The sequence below is a fragment of the Pantoea sp. Lu_F5_004 genome, from assembly GCF_051136245.1.
GTDB classification, from domain to species: domain Bacteria; phylum Pseudomonadota; class Gammaproteobacteria; order Enterobacterales; family Enterobacteriaceae; genus Pantoea; species Pantoea agglomerans.
Window position 1 is genome coordinate 23,178 of sequence record NZ_CP194946.1, and the last position, 19,461, is coordinate 42,638.

Consider the following 19,461-nt stretch of genomic DNA (forward strand, 5'->3'; position numbering starts at 1 on the left):
ACGTAAACGGAAGGTTAAATCTGAAATTCAGTTAAGAGGCTGACTGGAGCCGCGAACGATAAGTTCGCCAGAGAAGACCTGCTCGGCAACCGGTAATCCGCTGCCCTCGATGCGCGCAATCAGCCGTTCCAGCGCACTGAAGCCAATCTGCCAGGTGGGTTGTTTCAGCGTGGTGATACCCACACCGGCCAGCGCCGCCCACTCCAGTTCGTCAAAACCGAGCAGGCCGATATCGCGGCCCCAGTGCAGATTGAGTCGCTGTAGCGATCGCGCTACCTGCAACGTCAGCGCCCCGTTGGCGACCATCACTGCGCAACGTTTGCCGGTGTGACGCTGATGAAAGGCCAGCAGCGCCTGATCCAGCGCAGCGGGCTGATGCAGCGCCACTTCCGTATTCTCATGCTCAACCTGCGGATGCTCCGCCAGTAGCTGGCGGAAGGCCTGCAGGCGCTCACGGCGCGTGTTGACGCTGCCCAGCGGCTCGCTAAGAAACAGCAGCGCATCGTAGCCATTGTCGACCAGATGCCGCGTTGCCGTTTCGGCTGCCTCGGCATTGTTCAGGCCCACCACATCGCAGGGAAAATCGGGGATTTTACGGTCAATCAGCACCATCGGCAGCAGGGATTGTTGCAGATGGTTCAGCACCTCTTCACGCATCCCGACGGCGTTAACCACAATGCCCTCAACCTGATAGCTGCTCAGCAATTGCAGATAGTGCTGCTCCAGATCCACTTCGTTATTGGTGTTACACATCAGCAGCGTGAAGCCCTGCTCGCGGCAGGCGGCTTCAATACCGCTCATGACATCAACAGAATAGGGATTGGTGATATCGGCGATAATCAGCCCGATCAGGCGGGTACGTCCGCGCTTCAGGCCGCGCGCCATCTGACTCGGGCGATAGCTGAGATCAGCAATAGCCTGTTCGATCCGCGCTTTCAGACCGGCAGAGAGCAGATGCAGTTCACCATTGAGATAGCGTGAAACGCTGGTTTTACCGGTTCGTGCCGCGTGAGCAACATCGCTGATGGTGGCGCGAGGCGGCCTGATTTTCATGAGATATCCTGCGTAATAAGAAACCAGGCAGAGACTAGCACAAGCAAAGCCCGGCGCAAAAAGCGCTACGCCGGTAATTGCAGCCAGGGTTGCCACAGAGTCTGTAACGTCTCCGGCGGTGCGCCATCAATCAGCTGGATGACCATTTCAGCCACCTGTTCACCGGCCTGATGCGGCGTCGCCTGACGAATGGCGACAATGGGATGATCGAGAATCGCATCTCGCGGCAATCCTTCCCAGCCCGCCAGCAGAATGGCACCCTCGCCCGCTGCACGCCCGGCCAGTTGCAGCGCCAGAGCCGCGCCTTCAGCCAGCGCAGCGCAGTCGGTGATGATCACTTCCGGTGCTGGCCCCTCTGCCAGCCACTCCCGGGTTTGCTGATAGCCGGCGCGACGCGACGGCGCCACCGCCGCCATCGCATAAGGCGTAACCTCCCCCAGCGCCGTCAGATAACCCTGACGCCGGTCACGCACCCGCGTACTGTTTTCATTGCTGCCAAGCCAGGCTATCCGCTGCCGTCCCTGCGCCAGCGACCAGCCCACCGCCAGCTGTGAACCGGCAAGGTGATCAACATCAAACCACGCATAGGTCGATGGCAGATCGCTGCGGCCCAGCGCCAGAAAACGAAAATTGGTCTGGAGCAAAGCATGAAGCCGACTGTCTTCTGGCGTGGTGTGGCCGACGATCAGGGCATCAACTACGCCACTGCGCAGCAGGCGTGTCAGAGTCGACTGACTCTGCTGCTTATCCGCCAGCAACAACAGGTTAATGTCATAACGGGCAAGGTGATGCTCCAGCGCCAGCAGCATGTCGCTGAAGTCGCTGCCATTCAGGGGAGAGGCACTGATCGGGTAGACGAATCCCACCGCGTTAGCACGGCCGGTTTTCAGACGCCGGGCCGCCGCATTAGGCCGGTAGCCACGCCGCTGCGCTTCTTCTTCGATGCGTTTACGCGTCTCCTGAGCGACATCCTGATAACCGTTGAGGGCGCGACTGACGGTCGTTACGGAAAGACCTAAAACCGCAGCGATGGCTTTAAGAGACATGGGAAGGCATCCATTGATCGATTTTTGATCAGACTATCATAAAGCCTCTGCTGGCTCTATTCGCAGAAACATTACTGATACTTTTAACGCGTTGCTTTACAGAAAAAAGGTGCCCCCAGGCGGGGGCGACCGCGTTTATCCCAGCGGGCTGAGCGTGATCTCAACACGACGGTTTTGTGCTTTGCCTGCTTCGGTGCTGTTGCTGGCAACCGGGTTATCCGGGCCTGCGCCCTGCGTGCGCAGGCGATCGCTGGCGACACCCTGCACGATCAACGCGCTGGCGACGCTTTCAGCACGCTGCTGTGACAGACGCATGTTCAGTGCGCGGGTGCCGGTGCTGTCGGTATAACCCACTACGTTTACCGCGGTTTTTGGATACTCTTTCAGCACCATTGAAACACCCGTCAGGGTGTTCGCGCCGGCAGGTTTCAGATTGCTGCTGCTGGAGTCGAAGGTGACATTGTTTGGCATATTCAGGACGATGTTATCGCCATTACGGGTCACGCTGACGCCCGTACCGCGCATCTTGTCGCGCAGTTTCGCTTCCTGCACATCCATGTAGTAGCCCACGCCACCGCCCAGTGCGGCTCCGCCTGCAGCACCAATCAGCGCACCTTTACGGCGATCTTTCTTCGACGAGGAGAGTACGCCGACACCGGCACCCACTAACGCACCCAGGCCTGCGCCCACACCTGACTTACCCGCCTGAGATTCGCCGGTGTAAGGATTGGTGGTACAACCTGGCAGGGCCAGACTGCCGCTTAGTAACAAGGTGATGGCGATTAATTTCTTCTGCATTTTTGTTCCCTTACATTCGACACACAGGGGAAAACCTTTCCCATAAGTGGCACGATTATGCCGCCTGGTGGCCGGGAATGTAGTGAGGAAAAATCCTGATTTAGCGGGAATTACGCCTTTTGATTGTCAGGATGGCAAAAACAGTTGCTCTGATGATCGTTTATCAGCCCGCAGGCCTGCATAAAGGAGTAGCAAATTGTGGGGCCGATGAATTTGAAACCACGCTGCTTTAGCGCCTTCGAGAGCGCAATGGCCTGCTCTGAGGTGGTGGGAGCCTGGCTATAGTCAGGATAATGGTGAACGATTTGTACGTTATCGACAAATTGCCAGACGAAGTGGCTGAAATCCTCTCCTTGCGCTTCCATCTGGAGATAAGCACGGGCGTTGGCGATAATTGCCGCGATTTTACCGGCGTGGCGGATAATGCCGCTGTTGAGCATCAGCGTGTCGATCTCTGCCGCATCCATCTGTGCAATCGCCTGCGGATCAAACTGGTGAAACGCCGCCCGATAGTTTTCGCGCTTTTTCAGCACGGTTATCCAGGATAACCCCGCCTGCTGTCCTTCCAGACAGAGCATCTCAAACAGCGAACGCTTGTCTCTCTGCGCCACACCCCATTCCCTGTCATGATAAGCCAGATAGAGGGGATCCTGCGTTACCCAACCACATCGTTGCATCGCTCTGTTCCTTTATAACGAGAATATTTTAGCGGTCCGCTTGATCTTAGAATTAATCGGTTGATAGTTAAACGATCACCGGTTAAATAACAGAGACGGGCCGAAATTTAATTTAAACGCCGGATAATAACTTCAGCCTTGCCTGGAGAAGCGATGTTGCCGAGAAGCGGTTGGAAAGGTCTGCGGATCTGCTGTGCTGTATGGCTGTTAATCTTAACGCAACCGACTTTTGCGCGCGGCGGCATCTCTGCGCCTCAGCATCCCGACTTTCTGCCCGACTACGATACGATTCTGGCGGAGAAGATCGCCCTGACGCCACTCGCCTTCAGCGATGAGAGCCGCGCCCTGTTTGAAGCCGCCATCAACTCTCCCACCGCGTCCCCCATCGCACTCCACAGTGAAACCGGCAGCGTAGGCACTACCCCGCTGGGAAAACGCTATCGGGCTGGGGTTGACCTGCCCATTGCCCCGTCATTTACCACCGGGCCGGTGGCGCAGTATGCCGTTGATCCGCAGCAGATGAACTGTCTGCAATGTGACTACAGCGATCAACAGAGTCGTGAGCAGAGCGCCAGCGTCGGCTGGCGCATCGATTCGCAGCAGGGATGGATATCGCCCTGGGCGCAGCTGAGTTATCACTATCTGCTGGCAGACACGCCGCAGAATCCCCGGCGTGAGGCGACGAACGGCACCGATCAGTCCGAAGGCATCGATCTGAGCATCGGTGCACAAATGCCTCTGAACGATAATCTGGCGGCTTTCGCCGCGTTTTCACAAAGCGAAGCGCTGAATAACCAGGAGCAGCAACTTTACACCTTTGGCTTCAGCGCCAGCTTCTGACCGGGGCATGAAAAGAGAAAGGGAATCGGGCGTTTAAAATATAATGAGTCCGCTAATCATTATACTGGTAACACTATGCGCAACGATTTGACAATTATTGGCCGCGAAATGACGGTCTTCATACTGGCAGCACTCTTTCTCGCTCTGATGATATTGCCCATCTATATTGATGTGGCCTGGATGAATGATGCGCTGCACGAAACCTCTTTTACTGAAACTACCCAGGAAATCATGCTGGCGGTGATTGCCGCCCTGTTCTTTATTGCTGCCCAGCGCCGTCCGGCTCAGCGCGGCGCGCTGACCTTAGTGGCGGGCTTCTATAGCTGTATGCTAATCCGTGAGCTCGACTTTGTGTTTGATGCCATCCAGCATGGCAGCTGGATCTGGTTCGCCCTGGCGGTGACGGCCGGTTGCCTGGCCGTCGCGCTGCGAACGCCGAAAAAAACGCTGCACGCGCTGGCCAGGCTGCTGCAACACCGCAGCTGGCCGGTGATGGCCTCCGGCTTTTTAGTGGTGCTGGTCTTTTCACGACTGTTTGGTATTCATGCGCTGTGGCAGCACCTGATGCTGGGGGATTACAACCGCGTGGTGAAAAACATGGCCGAAGAGGGTACCGAACTGCTGGGTTACGGCCTGTGCTGGCTGGCCTCGGTTCGCTATCTATGGCAGACCCGCCCGGCCGCCGCGGCTGTCAGCGTGCGGGCCACCGAATCTGCACCGGCCCGTCACGCCACTTCTCCGGTCACCTCGCACTGATCCGCACTCTTGCTTTTTAAGCGATCCGCATCATTAAAAAAGGTACAATAAACACTTCTGCGTCGGCGACGGGTTCCCGGCGCAAGGTGTTCGTTAACCTCAGGTCTTTTCATGTCAGCTAAAATCTTAACTTCAACGCTCATTGGCCTGGATGCCTTCCGACAGGATCCGCTGACTGCCCTGCAGCAGGCGGAAAAGGGCACGCTGGCGGTGTTAGATAATTATGCGCCGGTGATGTACGCCATCACCCCGGCGCGTCTGGCTGAGCTGCTGGCGCTGGAAGCCGCCGCCCGGCAGCCGAATGATGTGGCGCTGGATGACAGCCTGTATGACGATTCCCCCGCCGCGATCCATACGCCGGCAGGTAAGTTCGCCATGTATCAGGGCTGGCAGCCGGATGCCGACTTTACGCGCCAGGCCGCGATCTGGGGTGTGTCGCTGGGTGAACCGGTGACCCCCAGCGAGCTGGCGGCCTTTGTGGCCTACTGGCAGGCGGAAGGCCGGATGTTCCATCATGTACAGTGGCAACAGAAACTGGCACGCAGCATTCAGATGAACCGTGCCGCAAACGGCGGGCAACCGAAGCGTGATATCACGCAGTTGCCCGATCCTGACCGTACCATTCCCGATGGTTTCCGAGGTGAATGATGAAAACGCCAAACGATCTCTTTAACCGTCTGAAAAAAATGATGCCCGCAGGCACCCGTCCTAAATTTGCCAATGGCGAAGAGCTGCTGGCGTGGAATCAGGAGCAGGGTCGCCTGCGATCAGAGGCGATTGTGCGTGAGAACCGCGCAATGAAAATGCAGCGCGTAATGGGCCGTTCCGGCATTCGCGAGCTGCATATGAACTGCTCATTTGATAATTACCGGGTGGAGAACGAGGGGCAGCGCAAGGCGCTGGAACTGGCGCGACAGTATGCCGCTGAATTTGATGGCAGCATCGCCAGTTTTGTCTTTTCAGGCCGTCCCGGCACCGGTAAAAACCATCTTGCAGCCGCGATTGGTAATGACCTTATCCTGCGCGGTAAAAGCGTGCTGATCGTGACGGTTGCCGATCTGATGTCGAGCATGAAGGGCACCTTCAGCGGCAGCAGTGGCATTACCGAAGAGCGGCTGATTCAGGATCTCAGCAGTGTTGATCTGCTGGTGATTGATGAGATCGGTATGCAGAGCGAATCGCGCTACGAAAAAGTGATTATTAACCAGATTGTCGATCGCCGTTCTTCATCGAAACGACCGACCGGCATGTTATCCAACCTCGACCATGCGGGCATGAATACGCTGCTGGGCGAACGTGTCATGGATCGTATGCGCCTCGGCAACAGCCTGTGGGTGCGCTTCGACTGGGAAAGCTATCGTAGCCGGGTACGCGGCGACGAATATTAAACAGTGACCCGGCAGCGCCGGGTCACTGCGCTCATCGGGCCTGAAGCCCCTCGTCACAACGACGAGCAACACCGCTTTTGTCCTTCCGCCCATGCCGGCGCAGCCGGACACGCTGAGTCAGGATCATCCCGACGCCCGGCCACTGGTGCAGCAGAAAACCCGGTATTAATCCCACGATCTGATCGCGGTCACGATCTTAGCCACAGGCGATCGGGTTGTGTGAAACCGCCCGCAAAAGTGTGGGATGTGGAATACGTATGGGCTGATACACTCAATTCTTACTCCTCTGTTGAGTGAACCCGTAATGAAAACGAACGGCAAAGGCCCTGCACTACTGCGACTGAATAACCAGAAACGGGTGATGACTCAGCTGCGTAAGCTGCGCGTGACGTCGCGTCAGGATCTGGCGGAGACGCTGACACTCAGCAAAAACACCGTATCCTTAATCATTGATGACCTGCTGGAGCAGGGCCTGATAGAGGAGCTGGGGCCGGTCAGCGTGGCGGCGGCCGGACGGCCTAAAATCGGGATTACCCTGCGGCCGGAAAAGCTCAAGAGCGCAGGCATCATGGTGGAACGCAACGTCATCCACTGGCGGGTCTGCGACTATTTTTCACAGGTGCTGGCTGAAAAGACGCTGCGCACCGATACCAGTAACCCGACCCGACTGCTGGCTGAGCTGGCGATGCTGTGCCGGGAACTGGTGAAAAGCTATCCTGATTTGCTCGGCATTGGCCTGGGTTTTCCCGGGATCGTCGATCCCCGGCGCGGCTGGATGCATATTTCATTGCCCCTCGAATGGCAGGATGTTGACCTGCTGGGCGCGCTGAGTAAGCACGTCAGTCTCCCCATCCGCATTATGAATAATGTCAAAGCCGCTGCGCTGCTGGCGGTACAGCTGCGTGGATTATCTGTGGAGAGCGGTCACTTTTATCTGCGTATTTCCGAGGGAATTGGCGGCGCACTGGTACAGCATGGCGAAGTATTTACCGGGCACAGCTGGACGGCGGGCGAGGCGGGACATCTGGTTGTCCAGCCCGACGGCCCGCGTTGCAGTTGCGGCCGCCGCGGTTGCCTGGAAGCGCTGGTCAGCCAGCCTGCGGTTAAACAGCAGCTGGCGCAGCGTCAGCCTGGCCTGAGCTGGCAGAACCGCGACAGCGCGCCACGGGTGGTGGATGAGGTGATGGCGCAGGCGGGTGGCTATCTGGGTGCGGCGCTGAGTCAGATTATGCTGCTGCTCAATCCCGCCACCATCATCATTGATTGTCCGTGGAACGCCAGTGAAGTCTTCTGCAAGGCGGTGCGCACTACCGCACACGGCAACGCGCTGGCCTTTACCGCCGCACATACCCTGCTGCACTTTCCTGAGCAGCGGATCGATCCGGCCAACGGGCTGGCGCTGGCGGTGCTGGAGAAGAGTGAGCAGCGGGTTGGTTGATCACAGGAGTGAGATTTGCTATCTAACTTACTGTTGTAATAAATTAAATATTTTATTCTCTCAGTTGAGTATACACATTTTTATACATTAAAATCTTAGCCGGACTGTTGTGTATCGGTTAGCCGCTTGGCAGTTAGCCCATCGACAAAGAATCTATAAGATGCATAAATAAACATTAGGATTTGAAATATACCCAATGTTAAAGTGGGTTGATTGAGCATATAAATATATAACACCATACTTGGAGCGATGCCAGTTATGAATAATTTCGCGACGTGCAGTTCCCAACCATATTGTTTTTTATTCTTTGGCGACAGGACAAGTGCAGAAGATAAAGAAGTTAATGACTGACCAAAAATAATAAAACTAGCAATTGACCAATCACTAGCTAAAAAAACATCTTGCCATTTTCCATCAATAAATTTAACGAAGCAAAGTATAGTAAATGGCAATAGCACAAATAAATATGATGCCATTAAAGACTTCAGATGGTTAGAGTAAAGCATCCTGAGCCTCTGAACTTGGAATCACCTTAATTACTTTGATTATTAAAGCTTTTTTTATGATGGGTTTTTTGTTTTTCTTGTCTAATTCGCAATACATATCAACCAACATGCAATACTTGGCTGTAATTATGGGGATTTCTCCATTTTGGTAAAGTTTAAGCCATTCTTTATCCCCAATAGTAGCCATAAAGGTTTTATGTGTCGTTCTGCTACGGACTTGCCATTGAGAATCGCCAAAGTTTACTGGCTTTATTATGTCTAAACTATCTCGACCACGGTATGACATGATGTTATGTTCATCAAACATCGTTTCCGGATCACCAAAAAAACGCATTTTGGTATTTAATAGTATAATGTTATTACCACTATTTCCAAAGGTTTCAATCTCAGCTCTCTCATCACGATAAAGCATTTCATTTGCAGCGGATATTTCTTGTAATATTTTAGCAAATTCAACTCTGTCTATGTAAAAGGAGATATCTCCGTTTATTTTCTCCATTTTATTTTCTTGTTTACGAGCCAAAGAGTCTACTTGATTAGGGGAGATTATGTCATCTTCATCTGTTAAATCTTCGAAAAGGCCATTTGACTGCTTAGTAATCAGGGAGTGAAAACAGCTCGAGATTGAACCAAGAAGAGCTTTGATTGAGCCTTTTTCTATATCTTTCAGGCATAAGTTGTAATTTAATTCTGACCCAGCCTCCTTTGCGATTAAATTGCAATATTTTTTATAGGCGGAAATGTAGAGAGCCATAGCAGAAAAAATTTGCTCTGGATTATTTCTGTTCTTTTCATAATCTATTTTTATTCCAACAGCATTTTCCATATGTAATCACCACTAAAATTAGTTAATTCAAATAAAATCAAGATTGTAAAGGTTCAGTAGAGTATATAAATACTCAACACTTAAATATTTCTCAATGAAAAGATTTTATAAAAAATTTTCGCACTATTTCAGATTTCATTTTTTATAAAAAAAACAGTAACTTAGGTGATGATGAATGGGTGATGCATGAATGTAAAAAAACGGCTTTCGCTGGTTCGCGTTAACCAGAATACTGTCAGTTCGCCACACTTCGGCTCGGAAGCCAGTTGGCACTTCAGTCGTCCGTCAGGTCGATGTTGATCTGTATCCCGGACTTCGTTCCCTTAAAGGCCCCGGCAGGCTGGAGGTGGCCACCCGGCAGCTGCAACGGGCGCGTCTGGCGTTAGGGACAGCTTACAAGGACGCTCTGGCCGAAACGAACCGTCTCTCCGAAAGCCCGGATGCTGCGCAACTGTCAGGGCGGCTACACGCCCGCACAGCACCTGCGCTTTACGCAGCGCCTTAGCTGGCTGCCGCAGGAGGGACGTAATGGCCATGAAATGCCCTGAGTGCGGCACCACCGCACACCCCCGCACCAGCGCCTACAAGTCTGCGATCATCAAGCGCACTTGTTATCAGCGCACCAACCTTGACCGCTCCTGCAAGTTCAACGCGCTATAGAGCGTTGAGAAAATCATCATGAAGCCCAAGAAGCCTGCCAAGCCGGCACCCAAAACGGAAATGCTGAGCGCGGCGCGCCAGCCGCAGACGCTGGGTCGCTATGGTTCTGCCAGTACACTGTCCAGCCGGCAGCAGCCATCTGCCTGAAACCGCCCGATCTTTTCCTAAGCCAGCCACTGCGCCGGTTTTTTCACGCCTCTTTTTCCTAGCTGGCATCTCTGCTCTTGAGTGCATGTCTATGCTGCATGAGAACGCATAAGTTTTTGCACCCCGCTTATGCTCGTTCAGGCCATGCCAAGTGCGGCGCCATTCATTCAGGCGCATGAAAACCACTGCATGAAGCGGACAGGCGTGGCGGGGTACGAACGTGCGCGGAGGGTTGTACTGATGACTGTGATCTAAGTATTTCGTTTAAGTAGTAAATAAGAGCATAAACGGAAAGGAAATTAGCAGAATGAGGAATTGATTCATTTTGGCTATTAGACAGCAGTGTTTTCATTGTGTTTTTTTAAGATGTTTTATTATACAAAGATACTTTTCCTCTTCAAATTGAAAGCCGTACTCTTTAAATGAGGATAAATAGTTAAGGTGGCCTTTTAAAGTATTTATTGTCAAGGGGCTATTGTCATTGGCTTTTATTGCTTTATGAAAAGCTGCTCTAACTTTTCTACGGTATTTTCTTGGGGGGCGCAATGCGCCATTAACTAGAATACCCGTTACTAATTGTCTGTTATTATAAGATAATAATCTAAACTTATGATCGTTTAGGCTAAACCCCATCGCTGATACTTTTATTCTTGCAATATTTGTTAATTCCTCGACATCACTTTTGGAATCTCCACTTATAGTGATATCGTCAGAGTAGCGCGTGTACACACATTCTCTCACCATAGCCTGGTTGGCCATAGCTTGGTCGAATTCATATAAAATTGCATTTGAGATATTGGGGCTTGTAGGAGCACCTTGTGGTAACGTACCGTAAAGCGTAGTTAGTCCAGCTATAGTGTTAACTAAATGTTCTGAGAAATTATTTCGAAGAAGACAAGTTTTGATCATTGTCTTATTAATAGAACCAAAATAATTTTCAATGTCCATATTGGCTACGAATTTCTTATTAGCATGTTGAAGAGCGTTATCATGAATACTCACTCCTTTTCTATATGAAAAGCATGCTGAGTGAACTTTTAGTCTATTAAGTAAGTAATCATTTAACCAATATTGAGTTACTTTCATAAACTTTCGCGGGGCTGATATTGTTCTAATACCACCATTTTTTTTTGATAAGTCAAAATTACGATAGTATCTTTCGGGATTTTTAATCATTGAGCTGATTAATCGTGGGGTAATTCCAATGCATGAGGCGATAGATAGAACACCATTTTCTTCGAACAAAGGATTGTTTAGTGATTTATAAGAATAGAATGTTGGTGCAGGTACCGATAAAAAATTGGCAAATAGATTTTTTGAATCATCTGTAGGATTGCTAGCCTGACTACTGGACATTGAACCAATTTGTAATTGCTCAAAGATCCGCACCCAGGCCTGTCTTGGGCGGCTGGGCAAGGTCCCGGACGCCCAAGACAGGCCTGGGTGCGGAACCTCTTTTAAATCATGCCTTAACTTTAAAGACGGCGAATCGCCGCCCATATTCTTTGTTTCAGTAGAGGCTAGCAACATTAATTTAGAATATTTGTGACATTTGTCAAGCATAAAAATGCGGAGTTTATCTCTAAGGTGCCGTAAATTGGATGTGAGTTTTTCATCACCGCTAGGTGTGATTGAATAGAGCTCACCTTTGACAGATGTCAATTCTATATATCCAATTTCCTTAAGTTCTTTTAAATATTGTTTTATCGAAGCCTCATCAGGAAGTGTCCCATCATCTTTTAGCACTAACTTTAAATAAGTTAATATTTCAATGGCGTTAGCAGGTTGTACAATTGATGTTGACCACAACAATAATCGAAAGTTTATTGAAATAGACATTTAGCCTCCTAGTAGACCTTTATCTTTTGAAATTAGTTTTTTGTTTTTTATTCTTCGTATTAGAACTTCAATTTTTTGATCTTGTACGTCAGCTATATCAAATATCTTAATATTGTTGTCGTCGCAATATTGAAATACACCTAATGAAAAGAATCTATCGAGACTTTTTACATGATTATTATAGATGACTATTAGGTCAGGAGATTTTACTTCTCTTGTTATTTTGTAGTAACTAATCAAGGTTATTTGAGATAGAGTTATCTCATCTAGTGCGAAAATTACTATGCTATCGCAATTTCTTTTTATAAAATCTAGCTCTGCTATGTGTATGTATACACTTTCTGTATCTGGTAAATTCTGCTTTCCTCCCCCTCAAAAACCACAGCATTAATACTGTTAAGTTCATTTCTCAAGTTCTCAATACATGAAGTGCTTTCTTCATCTTTATTTATGTTGGGATAACATAAAAAAACTCTAAGCTCTGAGTTAATAAGCTCACCTTCTAAGACACTTCTTATCTCTTTCTTAAGATCATCAGTTAATGATGAGTGATCATTTGAAAAAATTGAGATATTAATCTGGTTGACAACAGTTTCATTGTTTGTTCCTAAAACAGTAACTTTAGAGTGTTGAGAATTACTATTGGCCATTTTTTTGATTTACTTTGGATTTATTATTGCTACCTATAATAAGCGTGGATGTTTTTTGCTTGTTTTTTTTGGTACCGCTGCTTTTAGATGATGATAATATTTTAAGCAAAAACAATAGCACTGGAATTCCAATTCCAGAGAAAATCCACTCTTTATTTTTTATTATATAGCCAATTAGTTCACTCATGATTTAAATCTCTCCTAATAGAAAATTCACATACCATTGCAACATTTATCTTCTGTTTATCTCATAAGTAGCATGATTGTAAATAGATCTAATGATATTTTTATCGGCATGGGCTAATTGCATTTGAATACAAGCACTATCACAAGCTTGCTCATGCAAAATTTTCGACAACGTATGTCGCAAGACGTGACCAGTAGCATGGCCTTTATAACCCAGTAAATCAATAAGTTGGGAAGTTACCTCCTTAGAGATCGGTTTGCTACGATTTTTTCTATTAATGAAAATATAGGAGTATTGACGGGTAATGGGCTTCAATTGCCTGAAAAGAGCAACTACTTAGATTAATAGGGAGACAATATGAGGTCTTCTTATCTTCATTCTTTCATCTAGTATAACCCAAATACCGTTCTCAAGGTCAACCTCAGACCAGATTGCAAAGCCCATCTCCTGAGTCTTGACCCCTGTCAGCATAACTATTTTGGGAGCGTTTTTGGTAATTATGCTGCCAATGCCAGTGTAAGCTTCTAGATCTCGAACAAAATGAGGTAACTCTTCCGCTGATACAAAAGGATAGTTTTTTCGTTTTTGAACGGTCAGCGCCATGGACAAATCACGTTCTGGATTGTACCCAGCTTGACCGGCAATGATAGCATAACGAAGCACTTCAAGCAGTACCATCGGCTTAATTTCCGATATAGGGCGATTACTGATGAAGGGGAACACATCTTGCTCAAAGATTTAATGATCTTTTTGCGATAAGCGACCATCTAGTGATCAGCCTTATTCTCCTGCAATTCAAGGTTTATAAACTTGATAGAGTTTTCAGTAGAGATTTTAAACGCAAGCTTTTGAGCCTAGCTTTCCTCAACGGGGTCAACGCCATTTACTACCTGCTTGAGCGATATCGCGTTCCTCACGAGCCTCAGCGAGTGAAACAAGGCTATAAGAACCAAACGACATAAGCTTAGCCTTAGCGTTGAATCGGTAACGAAAGCGCCAGCCCTTGCTGCCATCTGTGTTGATGAGTAAAGCCGGCCCGAGGCCGGCGCTAAGGAGTTAAGGCTTTTCTTGGGGTTTTGCGCGTCGAATCTATATGCCTGTAAGTGTCGTGTGTATAAGTCTAAAGGGTGAATAAAAACTATACGCATCATTAAACATATTTTTCAGGATCCTAGCAGATGCTTTAGGACTTATACGGATAACGCATGTCGTTATGCAGCTGTTTTAAAAGAAATTAAAAATCAACAAGGATGATTTCGGAAGAACAGTGACGGAAAACCACAGGAGTCAAATCTGGTCTCACATTAATATTTTTCAACCTCATCATTATGCTGCGTACCCCACCCCACTCACAACAGACTTACAGAAAACAATCTCTTTACAACACATTCTCCCCAAAATGCTGGCGATACTCTTTTGGCGTGGTGTCGTAGCTTTTGCGGAAGACCGAATAGAAGTATTGCAGCGAAGGATAGCCGCACATCTGCGAGATCTCATTGATGTTGAGTGATGAAGAGGCCAGCAGCTCGCGCGCTTTTTCCAGTTTTTCACGGTGGATCATCGCATGGAGGGTGTCGCCGGTCTCATCCCGAAAGCGTTTTTCCAGATTAGAGCGCGACAGCCCGACGGCATCCAGCACCTGCTCCACTTTAATCCCCTTACAGGCGTTGAAGCGGATGTAGTGCATCGCCTGAATCACCGCCGGATCGCGCAGCGAGCGGAAATCGGTAGAGCGCCGGGCGATGACTTTCACCGGCGGCACCAGGATGCGCTGAAGCGGTAAGGGTTGCTTATCCAGCAGCCGATGCAGCAGTTTGGCCGCCTGATAGCCCATCTGCCGTGAGCCCTGCGCCACGGACGAGAGCGCCACGCGTGACAGATAGCGGGTCAGCTCCTCATTATCAATCCCGATCACCGTAAGCTTCTCCGGCACCGGTATTTTCAGATGCTCGCACGCCTGCAGCAGGTGTCGCGCCCGTGAATCCGTGACGGCGATAATGCCGGTTTGCGGCGGCAGCGTCTGCAGCCAGTCGGCGAGACGGTTCTGGGCGTGTTGCCAGTTTTCCGGCGCGGTTTCCATGCCCTGATAGACCACGCCCTGATAGCGCTCACGTCCCACCAGCTGGCGAAACGCCTGTTCACGTTCCTGTGCCCAGCGCTTGCCGCTGGAGGCCGGTAAACCATAGAAGGCAAAGCGGTTGATGCCCTTCTCTTTCAGATGCAGAAAGGCTTTCTCCACCAGCGCGGCGTTGTCAGTCGCGATATAGTGCACCGGCGGATAATCCTCCTGCCGGTGATAAGAGCCGCCAACGCCGACAATCGGCACGGAGACATTGGACAGCAGGGTTTCGATGGAGCGATCGTCGTAATCGGCGATCACCCCATCGCCCAGCCACTCCCGGATATTGTCGATGCGGCAGCGGAAATCTTCTTCGATGAAGATATCCCAGTCAGTCTGCGACGCCTGCAGATACTCACCGACGCCCTCCACAACCTGACGGTCATACACTTTGTTGGCGTTAAACAGCAGGGTAATGCGATAGCGTTTCTCATGCATGATGGCGCGTTCCCTTAAATCCTCAGCGCATTGCATAACACGGCTGAAAGGGGCAAAAAAAATTGTTTGCGCCACAATGTGATCGCCCGCGCGATTACACCCGACGCCGCGTTGCCGTATCCATCCACACCGCCAGCAGCAGAATCGCGCCTTTAACGATGTACTGCCAGAAAGTCGGCACATCCATCATGCTCATGCCGTTATCCAGCGAGGCCATAATAAACGCCCCCATGACTGCGCCCGCAACCGAACCCACGCCGCCCGCCAGGCTGGTGCCGCCGATGACACAGGCGGCGATAGCGTCGAGTTCCGCAATGTTACCCGCCGACGGCGAGCCTGCGCCCAGTCGTGAACTGAGGATCAGCCCGGCAATCGCCACCATCACACCGTTGATGGCAAACACCGCCAGCTTGGTACGTGCCACGTTAATGCCAGACAGGCGCGCAGCATCAATGTTGCCGCCGATGGCGTAGATACGACGGCCAAACGCGGTGCGGGTTGCCATAAACATGCCCGCCAGCAACAGCACGGCCAGCAGTAACACTGGCGTCGGCACGCCGCGATAGTCGTTGAGCAACCAGATGGCCCCCAGCACTAAGATGGCGGTGATCGCCTGACGCCCGACAGTGCCGCTGGCTGCGCCCTGCGCCAGTCCGAGCTGCTGACGACGCAGCCGCAGCCGCCACTGCCACAGCGTAAACAGCGCCAGACCAGCAACGCCAAAGCCGAAACCGACGCCGCCCGGCAGATAACTCTGACCAATCTGCGACATGCCCGGCGTGATCGGCGCAACCGTAGTGCCATCAGTAATCCCGACCAGAACACCGCGGAAAGCCAGCATCCCCGCCAGCGTCACGATAAACGAAGGCACTTTACGGTAGGCCACCCACCAGCCATTCCACGTGCCAAGCAGTAATCCCATCACCAGCGTTACCACGATGGTCAGCGGCAGAGGCCAGCCGAGCCAGACGTCGAATATAGCCGCCGCGCCACCCAGCAACCCCATCATGGAGCCCACTGACAGGTCGATCTCCGCCGAGATAATCACAAACACCATACCCACGGCCAGAATGCCGGTGATGGCAGTCTGGCGCAGCAGGTTGGAGACGTTACGCGCGCTGAGCCACGAGCCGTCTGTGGTCCAGGTAAAGAACAATGCAATCAGCACAATTGCGCCCAGCATCACCAGAACCTGCAGATTGGGCAGTGTGAACCTGCCCGGTGACGGTTTGCCCGGCGTGCCGGCGAGGCGGCTTTGGGTACTTTCACTTTTAAGCATAATGTTCACTCCGCAGGGCAGCTTCCATCACCTGCTCCTGAGTCAGGTTATCGTTAATCAAATCGGCTTTGATCTGCCCTTCATGCATCACCAGCACCCGATCGCTCAGGCCCAGTACTTCCGGCAGCTCAGAGGAAATCACAATCACCGCGATACCCTGCTGAACCAGCGCATTGATCAGCAGGTAGATCTCCTGACGTGCGCCCACATCAATGCCGCGCGTCGGTTCATCGAGGATCAGGATTTTTGGATTGAGCAGCAGACATTTCGCCAGAATCGCTTTCTGCTGGTTGCCGCCGCTCAAACGACCAATCGGCAGTTCTGAGGAGGAGGTTTTCACCCGCAGGCGGGTGATCGCGTCGTTGATCGCCTGCTGCTCCTGCGCTTCATCCAGCGTTGAGAGTCGGTGGCTGAACTGGTCCAGCGCCGCCAGGGTAATATTTTTGCCCACCGCCATCAGCGGCACGATGCCATCTTTTTTACGATCTTCCGGCACCATAGCGATGCCGTGCGCAATGGCGGCGCGGCAATCGGTGATGTTGACCGGTTTGCCATTGATCCAGATATCGCCCTGCCAGCGCCCCGGCCAGACGCCAAACAGACACTGCACCGTTTCAGTCCTGCCCGCACCCACCAGCCCGGCGATGCCGAGGATTTCACCGCGTCTGAGCGTGAATGAGACATTGTTAACGCGGCGAATGTGGCGGTTGATCGGATGCCAGGCGGTGAGGTTTTCAACTTTCAGTATCACGTCGCCAATCTGATGCGGCGCGTGGGGATAGAGCGCGGTCAGCTCACGCCCCACCATCATGGTGATGATGTCATCTTCGCTCAGGCCCGCTGCCGGACGGGTAGCAATATGCTGACCGTCACGAATCACGCAGATGGTGTCGGAGATCGCCTTAACCTCATTCAGCTTGTGCGAGATGTAGATGCAGGCGATGCCGTGTTCACGCAGATTACGGATGATGCCGAGCAGCACGTCCGTTTCCTGCTCCGTCAGGGAAGAGGTCGGCTCATCCAGAATCAGCAGCCGGACCTGTTTGTTAAGTGCGCGGGCAATCTCCACCAGTTGCTGCTGCCCAAGGCCTAACTCACCGACCCGGGTGGCGGGAGAGACGTTCAGCCCGACCCGCGCCAGCAGTTGCTGGCAGCGCAGGGTCATGGTTTCATCATCCACCATGCCGAAACGGCTCAGTTCGGCACCGAGGAAGATGTTCTCCATCACCGTCAGTTGCCGCACCAGCGCCAGCTCCTGATGAATAATCACAATGCCTTTACGCTCGGTATCGCGAATGGTCTGCGCCTGAATGTCGTCGCCAGAGAAGTGAATCTGCCCTTCAAAATCGCCGTGCGGATAGAGTCCGCACAGGATTTTCATCAGCGTCGATTTGCCCGATCCATTCTCACCACACAACGACATCACTTCGCCCGCCTCAAGTTGCAGGCTGACATCATTCAGCGCCTTCACGGCACCGAAACGTTTGGTGATATTTTTCATTTCCAGCAGCATCGACTGTTCTCCCTCACGCTATGCGCAGTCAGAGTTCGCTCTGTTTGTGGAAACCGTCTTTCACCACGGTGCTTTCAATATTGTCTTTGTTGACCGGAATCGGCTTCAGCAGCCGTGACGGAACCTCTTTCAGACCATTGTTCAGCGTGCTGTTGCTGGCAGGTGTTTTGCCCTCGCCCAGCTCGACGGCAATTTTCGCCGCTTCGGTGGCGAGCTCAGTGATCGGTTTGTAAACCGTCATGGTCTGGGTGCCCGCTTTGATACGCTTTATGGCTGCCAGATCGGCATCCTGACCGGAGATCGCCACTTTTCCTGCCAGCCCCTGCGCGCTCAGAGCCTGAATCGCGCCGCCTGCGGTGGCATCGTTAGAGGCCACCACCGCATCAATATGATTGCCGTTGGCGGTCAGGGCATTTTCCATAATTTTCAGGGCATTTTCCGGCAGCCAGGCATCGACCCACTGGTCGCCAACAATTTTAATGCTGCCGTTATCAATATAGGGTTTTAACACCTTCATCTGTCCGGCACGGAACAGGCGTGCGTTATTATCCACAGGCGATCCGCCCATTAAAAAATAGTTACCCTTAGGCACCTGTTTCACAATGCTTTCGGCCTGCAACTCGCCCACTTTTTCATTATCGAAAGAGATATAAAAGTCGATATCGGCGTTATTTATCATTCGGTCATAGGCCAGCACTTTAATGCCTTCCCGTTTCGCTTCAGCGACAACGTTACTCAATACCTGACCGTTGTAGGGAATAATCACCAGCACATCGACACCGCGATTAATCATATTTTCAATCTGCGACATCTGTGTCTCTTCGTTGCCGTTGGCTGACTGAACAAACACCTTAGCGCCCAGCGTCTCAGCCTGTTTTACGAAAATATCGCGGTCTTTCTGCCAGCGCTCGAGTCGCAAATCGTCAATCGCCATGCCGATCTTCACTTCTTTTGCCACGCTGGTCTGGCTGAACAGCGCCAGCGCCGCACAGGCGGCGAGCAGTGCATGTTTCATCTTCATTGTGATCATCCTGTAGGTTGAGGCTATTGTCGTTTCAGGCCTATAAACCAGGCGGATGAATTGTTGCCCTTATTTTCCTGTTACAGCAATTACTGATTTTTATCCGGCTATTACGTTTTTTGGTTTATTTCATTTTTTATGAGCGCGATCGAGGTTTCATCTTTTTCGGACAAGAGAGCGATAATGATAAACCACCCCGTAAATAACATTATTTTGCGAGCCAGCGCACAAATAATAATTATCTGACACCCGTAGTGAAATATCGTAATTGAGATGAGAC

At 51.2% G+C, this 19,461-nt stretch carries 17 protein-coding genes and 2 pseudogenes; 6 read left to right on the forward strand and 13 right to left on the reverse strand.

The genetic code is table 11. The features are described 5' to 3' along the window. Positions 1-27 precede the first annotated feature (27 nt). The 4 genes from ACR8BN_RS00110 to ACR8BN_RS00125 form a co-directional block, all read right to left on the reverse strand. Entirely contained in the window at positions 28-1,053 is a 1,026-nt protein-coding gene (locus ACR8BN_RS00110; RefSeq protein WP_031591015.1) for a LacI family DNA-binding transcriptional regulator, read from the reverse strand. A gap of 65 nt (positions 1,054-1,118) precedes the next feature. Further along, positions 1,119-2,099, reverse strand: coding sequence for a LacI family DNA-binding transcriptional regulator (locus tag ACR8BN_RS00115; RefSeq protein WP_031591013.1), 981 nt, complete (start codon positions 2,097-2,099; stop codon positions 1,119-1,121). Positions 2,100-2,234: 135 nt separating this feature from the next. After that, a complete protein-coding gene (locus ACR8BN_RS00120; protein WP_010258904.1) occupies positions 2,235-2,897 on the reverse strand; it encodes an OmpA family lipoprotein in 663 nt (220 codons plus the stop codon). Positions 2,898-3,007: 110 nt separating this feature from the next. Further along, on the reverse strand, positions 3,008-3,574 hold the full coding sequence (locus ACR8BN_RS00125) for a DNA-3-methyladenine glycosylase I (protein ID WP_069025555.1): 567 nt from the start codon (positions 3,572-3,574) through the stop codon (positions 3,008-3,010). Between the two features lie 153 nt (positions 3,575-3,727). Between ACR8BN_RS00125 and ACR8BN_RS00130 the strand changes: the two genes are divergently transcribed. The 5 genes from ACR8BN_RS00130 (at position 3,728) to ACR8BN_RS00150 (ending at position 7,996) form a co-directional block, all read left to right on the forward strand. After that, a complete protein-coding gene (locus ACR8BN_RS00130) occupies positions 3,728-4,414 on the forward strand; it encodes a hypothetical protein (RefSeq protein WP_064703223.1) in 687 nt (228 codons plus the stop codon). 75 nt (positions 4,415-4,489) lie between these two features. Further along, positions 4,490-5,170 carry a hypothetical protein gene (locus ACR8BN_RS00135; RefSeq protein WP_031591008.1) on the forward strand — a complete coding sequence of 227 codons (681 nt, stop codon included), beginning with the start codon at positions 4,490-4,492 and terminating at the stop codon, positions 5,168-5,170. A gap of 111 nt (positions 5,171-5,281) precedes the next feature. After that, positions 5,282-5,818 (forward strand): primosomal protein DnaT, encoded by a 537-nt coding sequence (gene dnaT, locus ACR8BN_RS00140; protein ID WP_069025553.1) that lies wholly within the window; start codon positions 5,282-5,284, stop codon positions 5,816-5,818. Continuing rightward, a complete protein-coding gene (gene dnaC, locus ACR8BN_RS00145; RefSeq protein ID WP_010258898.1) occupies positions 5,818-6,558 on the forward strand; it encodes a DNA replication protein DnaC in 741 nt (246 codons plus the stop codon). Before dnaT ends, dnaC begins: the two co-directional genes overlap by 1 nt. Before the next feature lie 304 nt (positions 6,559-6,862). Further along, positions 6,863-7,996: an ROK family protein gene (locus tag ACR8BN_RS00150; RefSeq protein WP_434747229.1), complete on the forward strand. Its 1,134-nt coding sequence runs from the start codon at positions 6,863-6,865 to the stop codon at positions 7,994-7,996. A gap of 95 nt (positions 7,997-8,091) precedes the next feature. Here the strand turns inward: ACR8BN_RS00150 and ACR8BN_RS00155 are convergent, their stop codons facing one another. Next, complete coding sequence (locus ACR8BN_RS00155) at positions 8,092-8,472, reverse strand: hypothetical protein (protein ID WP_434747230.1); 381 nt, start codon at positions 8,470-8,472, stop codon at positions 8,092-8,094. Between the two features lie 16 nt (positions 8,473-8,488). Beyond that, entirely contained in the window at positions 8,489-9,328 is an 840-nt protein-coding gene (locus ACR8BN_RS00160; protein WP_434747231.1) for a hypothetical protein, read from the reverse strand. Positions 9,329-9,856: 528 nt separating this feature from the next. Between ACR8BN_RS00160 and ACR8BN_RS00165 the strand changes: the two are divergent. Continuing rightward, a pseudogene (locus tag ACR8BN_RS00165) lies at positions 9,857-10,135 on the forward strand (ogr/Delta-like zinc finger family protein). Between the two features lie 348 nt (positions 10,136-10,483). Here ACR8BN_RS00165 and ACR8BN_RS00170 read toward each other — a convergent pair. The 7 genes and pseudogenes from ACR8BN_RS00170 to xylF form a co-directional block, all read right to left on the reverse strand. Then, positions 10,484-11,974, reverse strand: a complete 1,491-nt coding sequence (locus ACR8BN_RS00170) for a retron St85 family RNA-directed DNA polymerase (protein WP_434747232.1) — start codon at positions 11,972-11,974, stop codon at positions 10,484-10,486. Between the two features lie 639 nt (positions 11,975-12,613). After that, entirely contained in the window at positions 12,614-12,811 is a 198-nt protein-coding gene (locus ACR8BN_RS00175; RefSeq protein ID WP_434747233.1) for a hypothetical protein, read from the reverse strand. A gap of 45 nt (positions 12,812-12,856) precedes the next feature. Beyond that, a pseudogene (locus ACR8BN_RS00180) lies at positions 12,857-13,900 on the reverse strand (tyrosine-type recombinase/integrase). A gap of 289 nt (positions 13,901-14,189) precedes the next feature. Then, positions 14,190-15,368, reverse strand: coding sequence for a D-xylose utilization transcriptional activator XylR (gene xylR / locus ACR8BN_RS00185; protein WP_010258893.1), 1,179 nt, complete (start codon positions 15,366-15,368; stop codon positions 14,190-14,192). A gap of 94 nt (positions 15,369-15,462) precedes the next feature. Continuing rightward, positions 15,463-16,647, reverse strand: coding sequence for a xylose ABC transporter permease XylH (gene xylH / locus ACR8BN_RS00190; protein WP_031591003.1), 1,185 nt, complete (start codon positions 16,645-16,647; stop codon positions 15,463-15,465). Then, positions 16,640-18,160 carry a xylose ABC transporter ATP-binding protein gene (locus ACR8BN_RS00195; RefSeq protein WP_031591001.1) on the reverse strand — a complete coding sequence of 507 codons (1,521 nt, stop codon included), beginning with the start codon at positions 18,158-18,160 and terminating at the stop codon, positions 16,640-16,642. Before ACR8BN_RS00195 ends, xylH begins: the two co-directional genes overlap by 8 nt. 28 nt (positions 18,161-18,188) lie before the next feature. Then, complete coding sequence (gene xylF / locus ACR8BN_RS00200) at positions 18,189-19,181, reverse strand: D-xylose ABC transporter substrate-binding protein (protein ID WP_010258888.1); 993 nt, start codon at positions 19,179-19,181, stop codon at positions 18,189-18,191. Positions 19,182-19,461 lie beyond the last annotated feature (280 nt).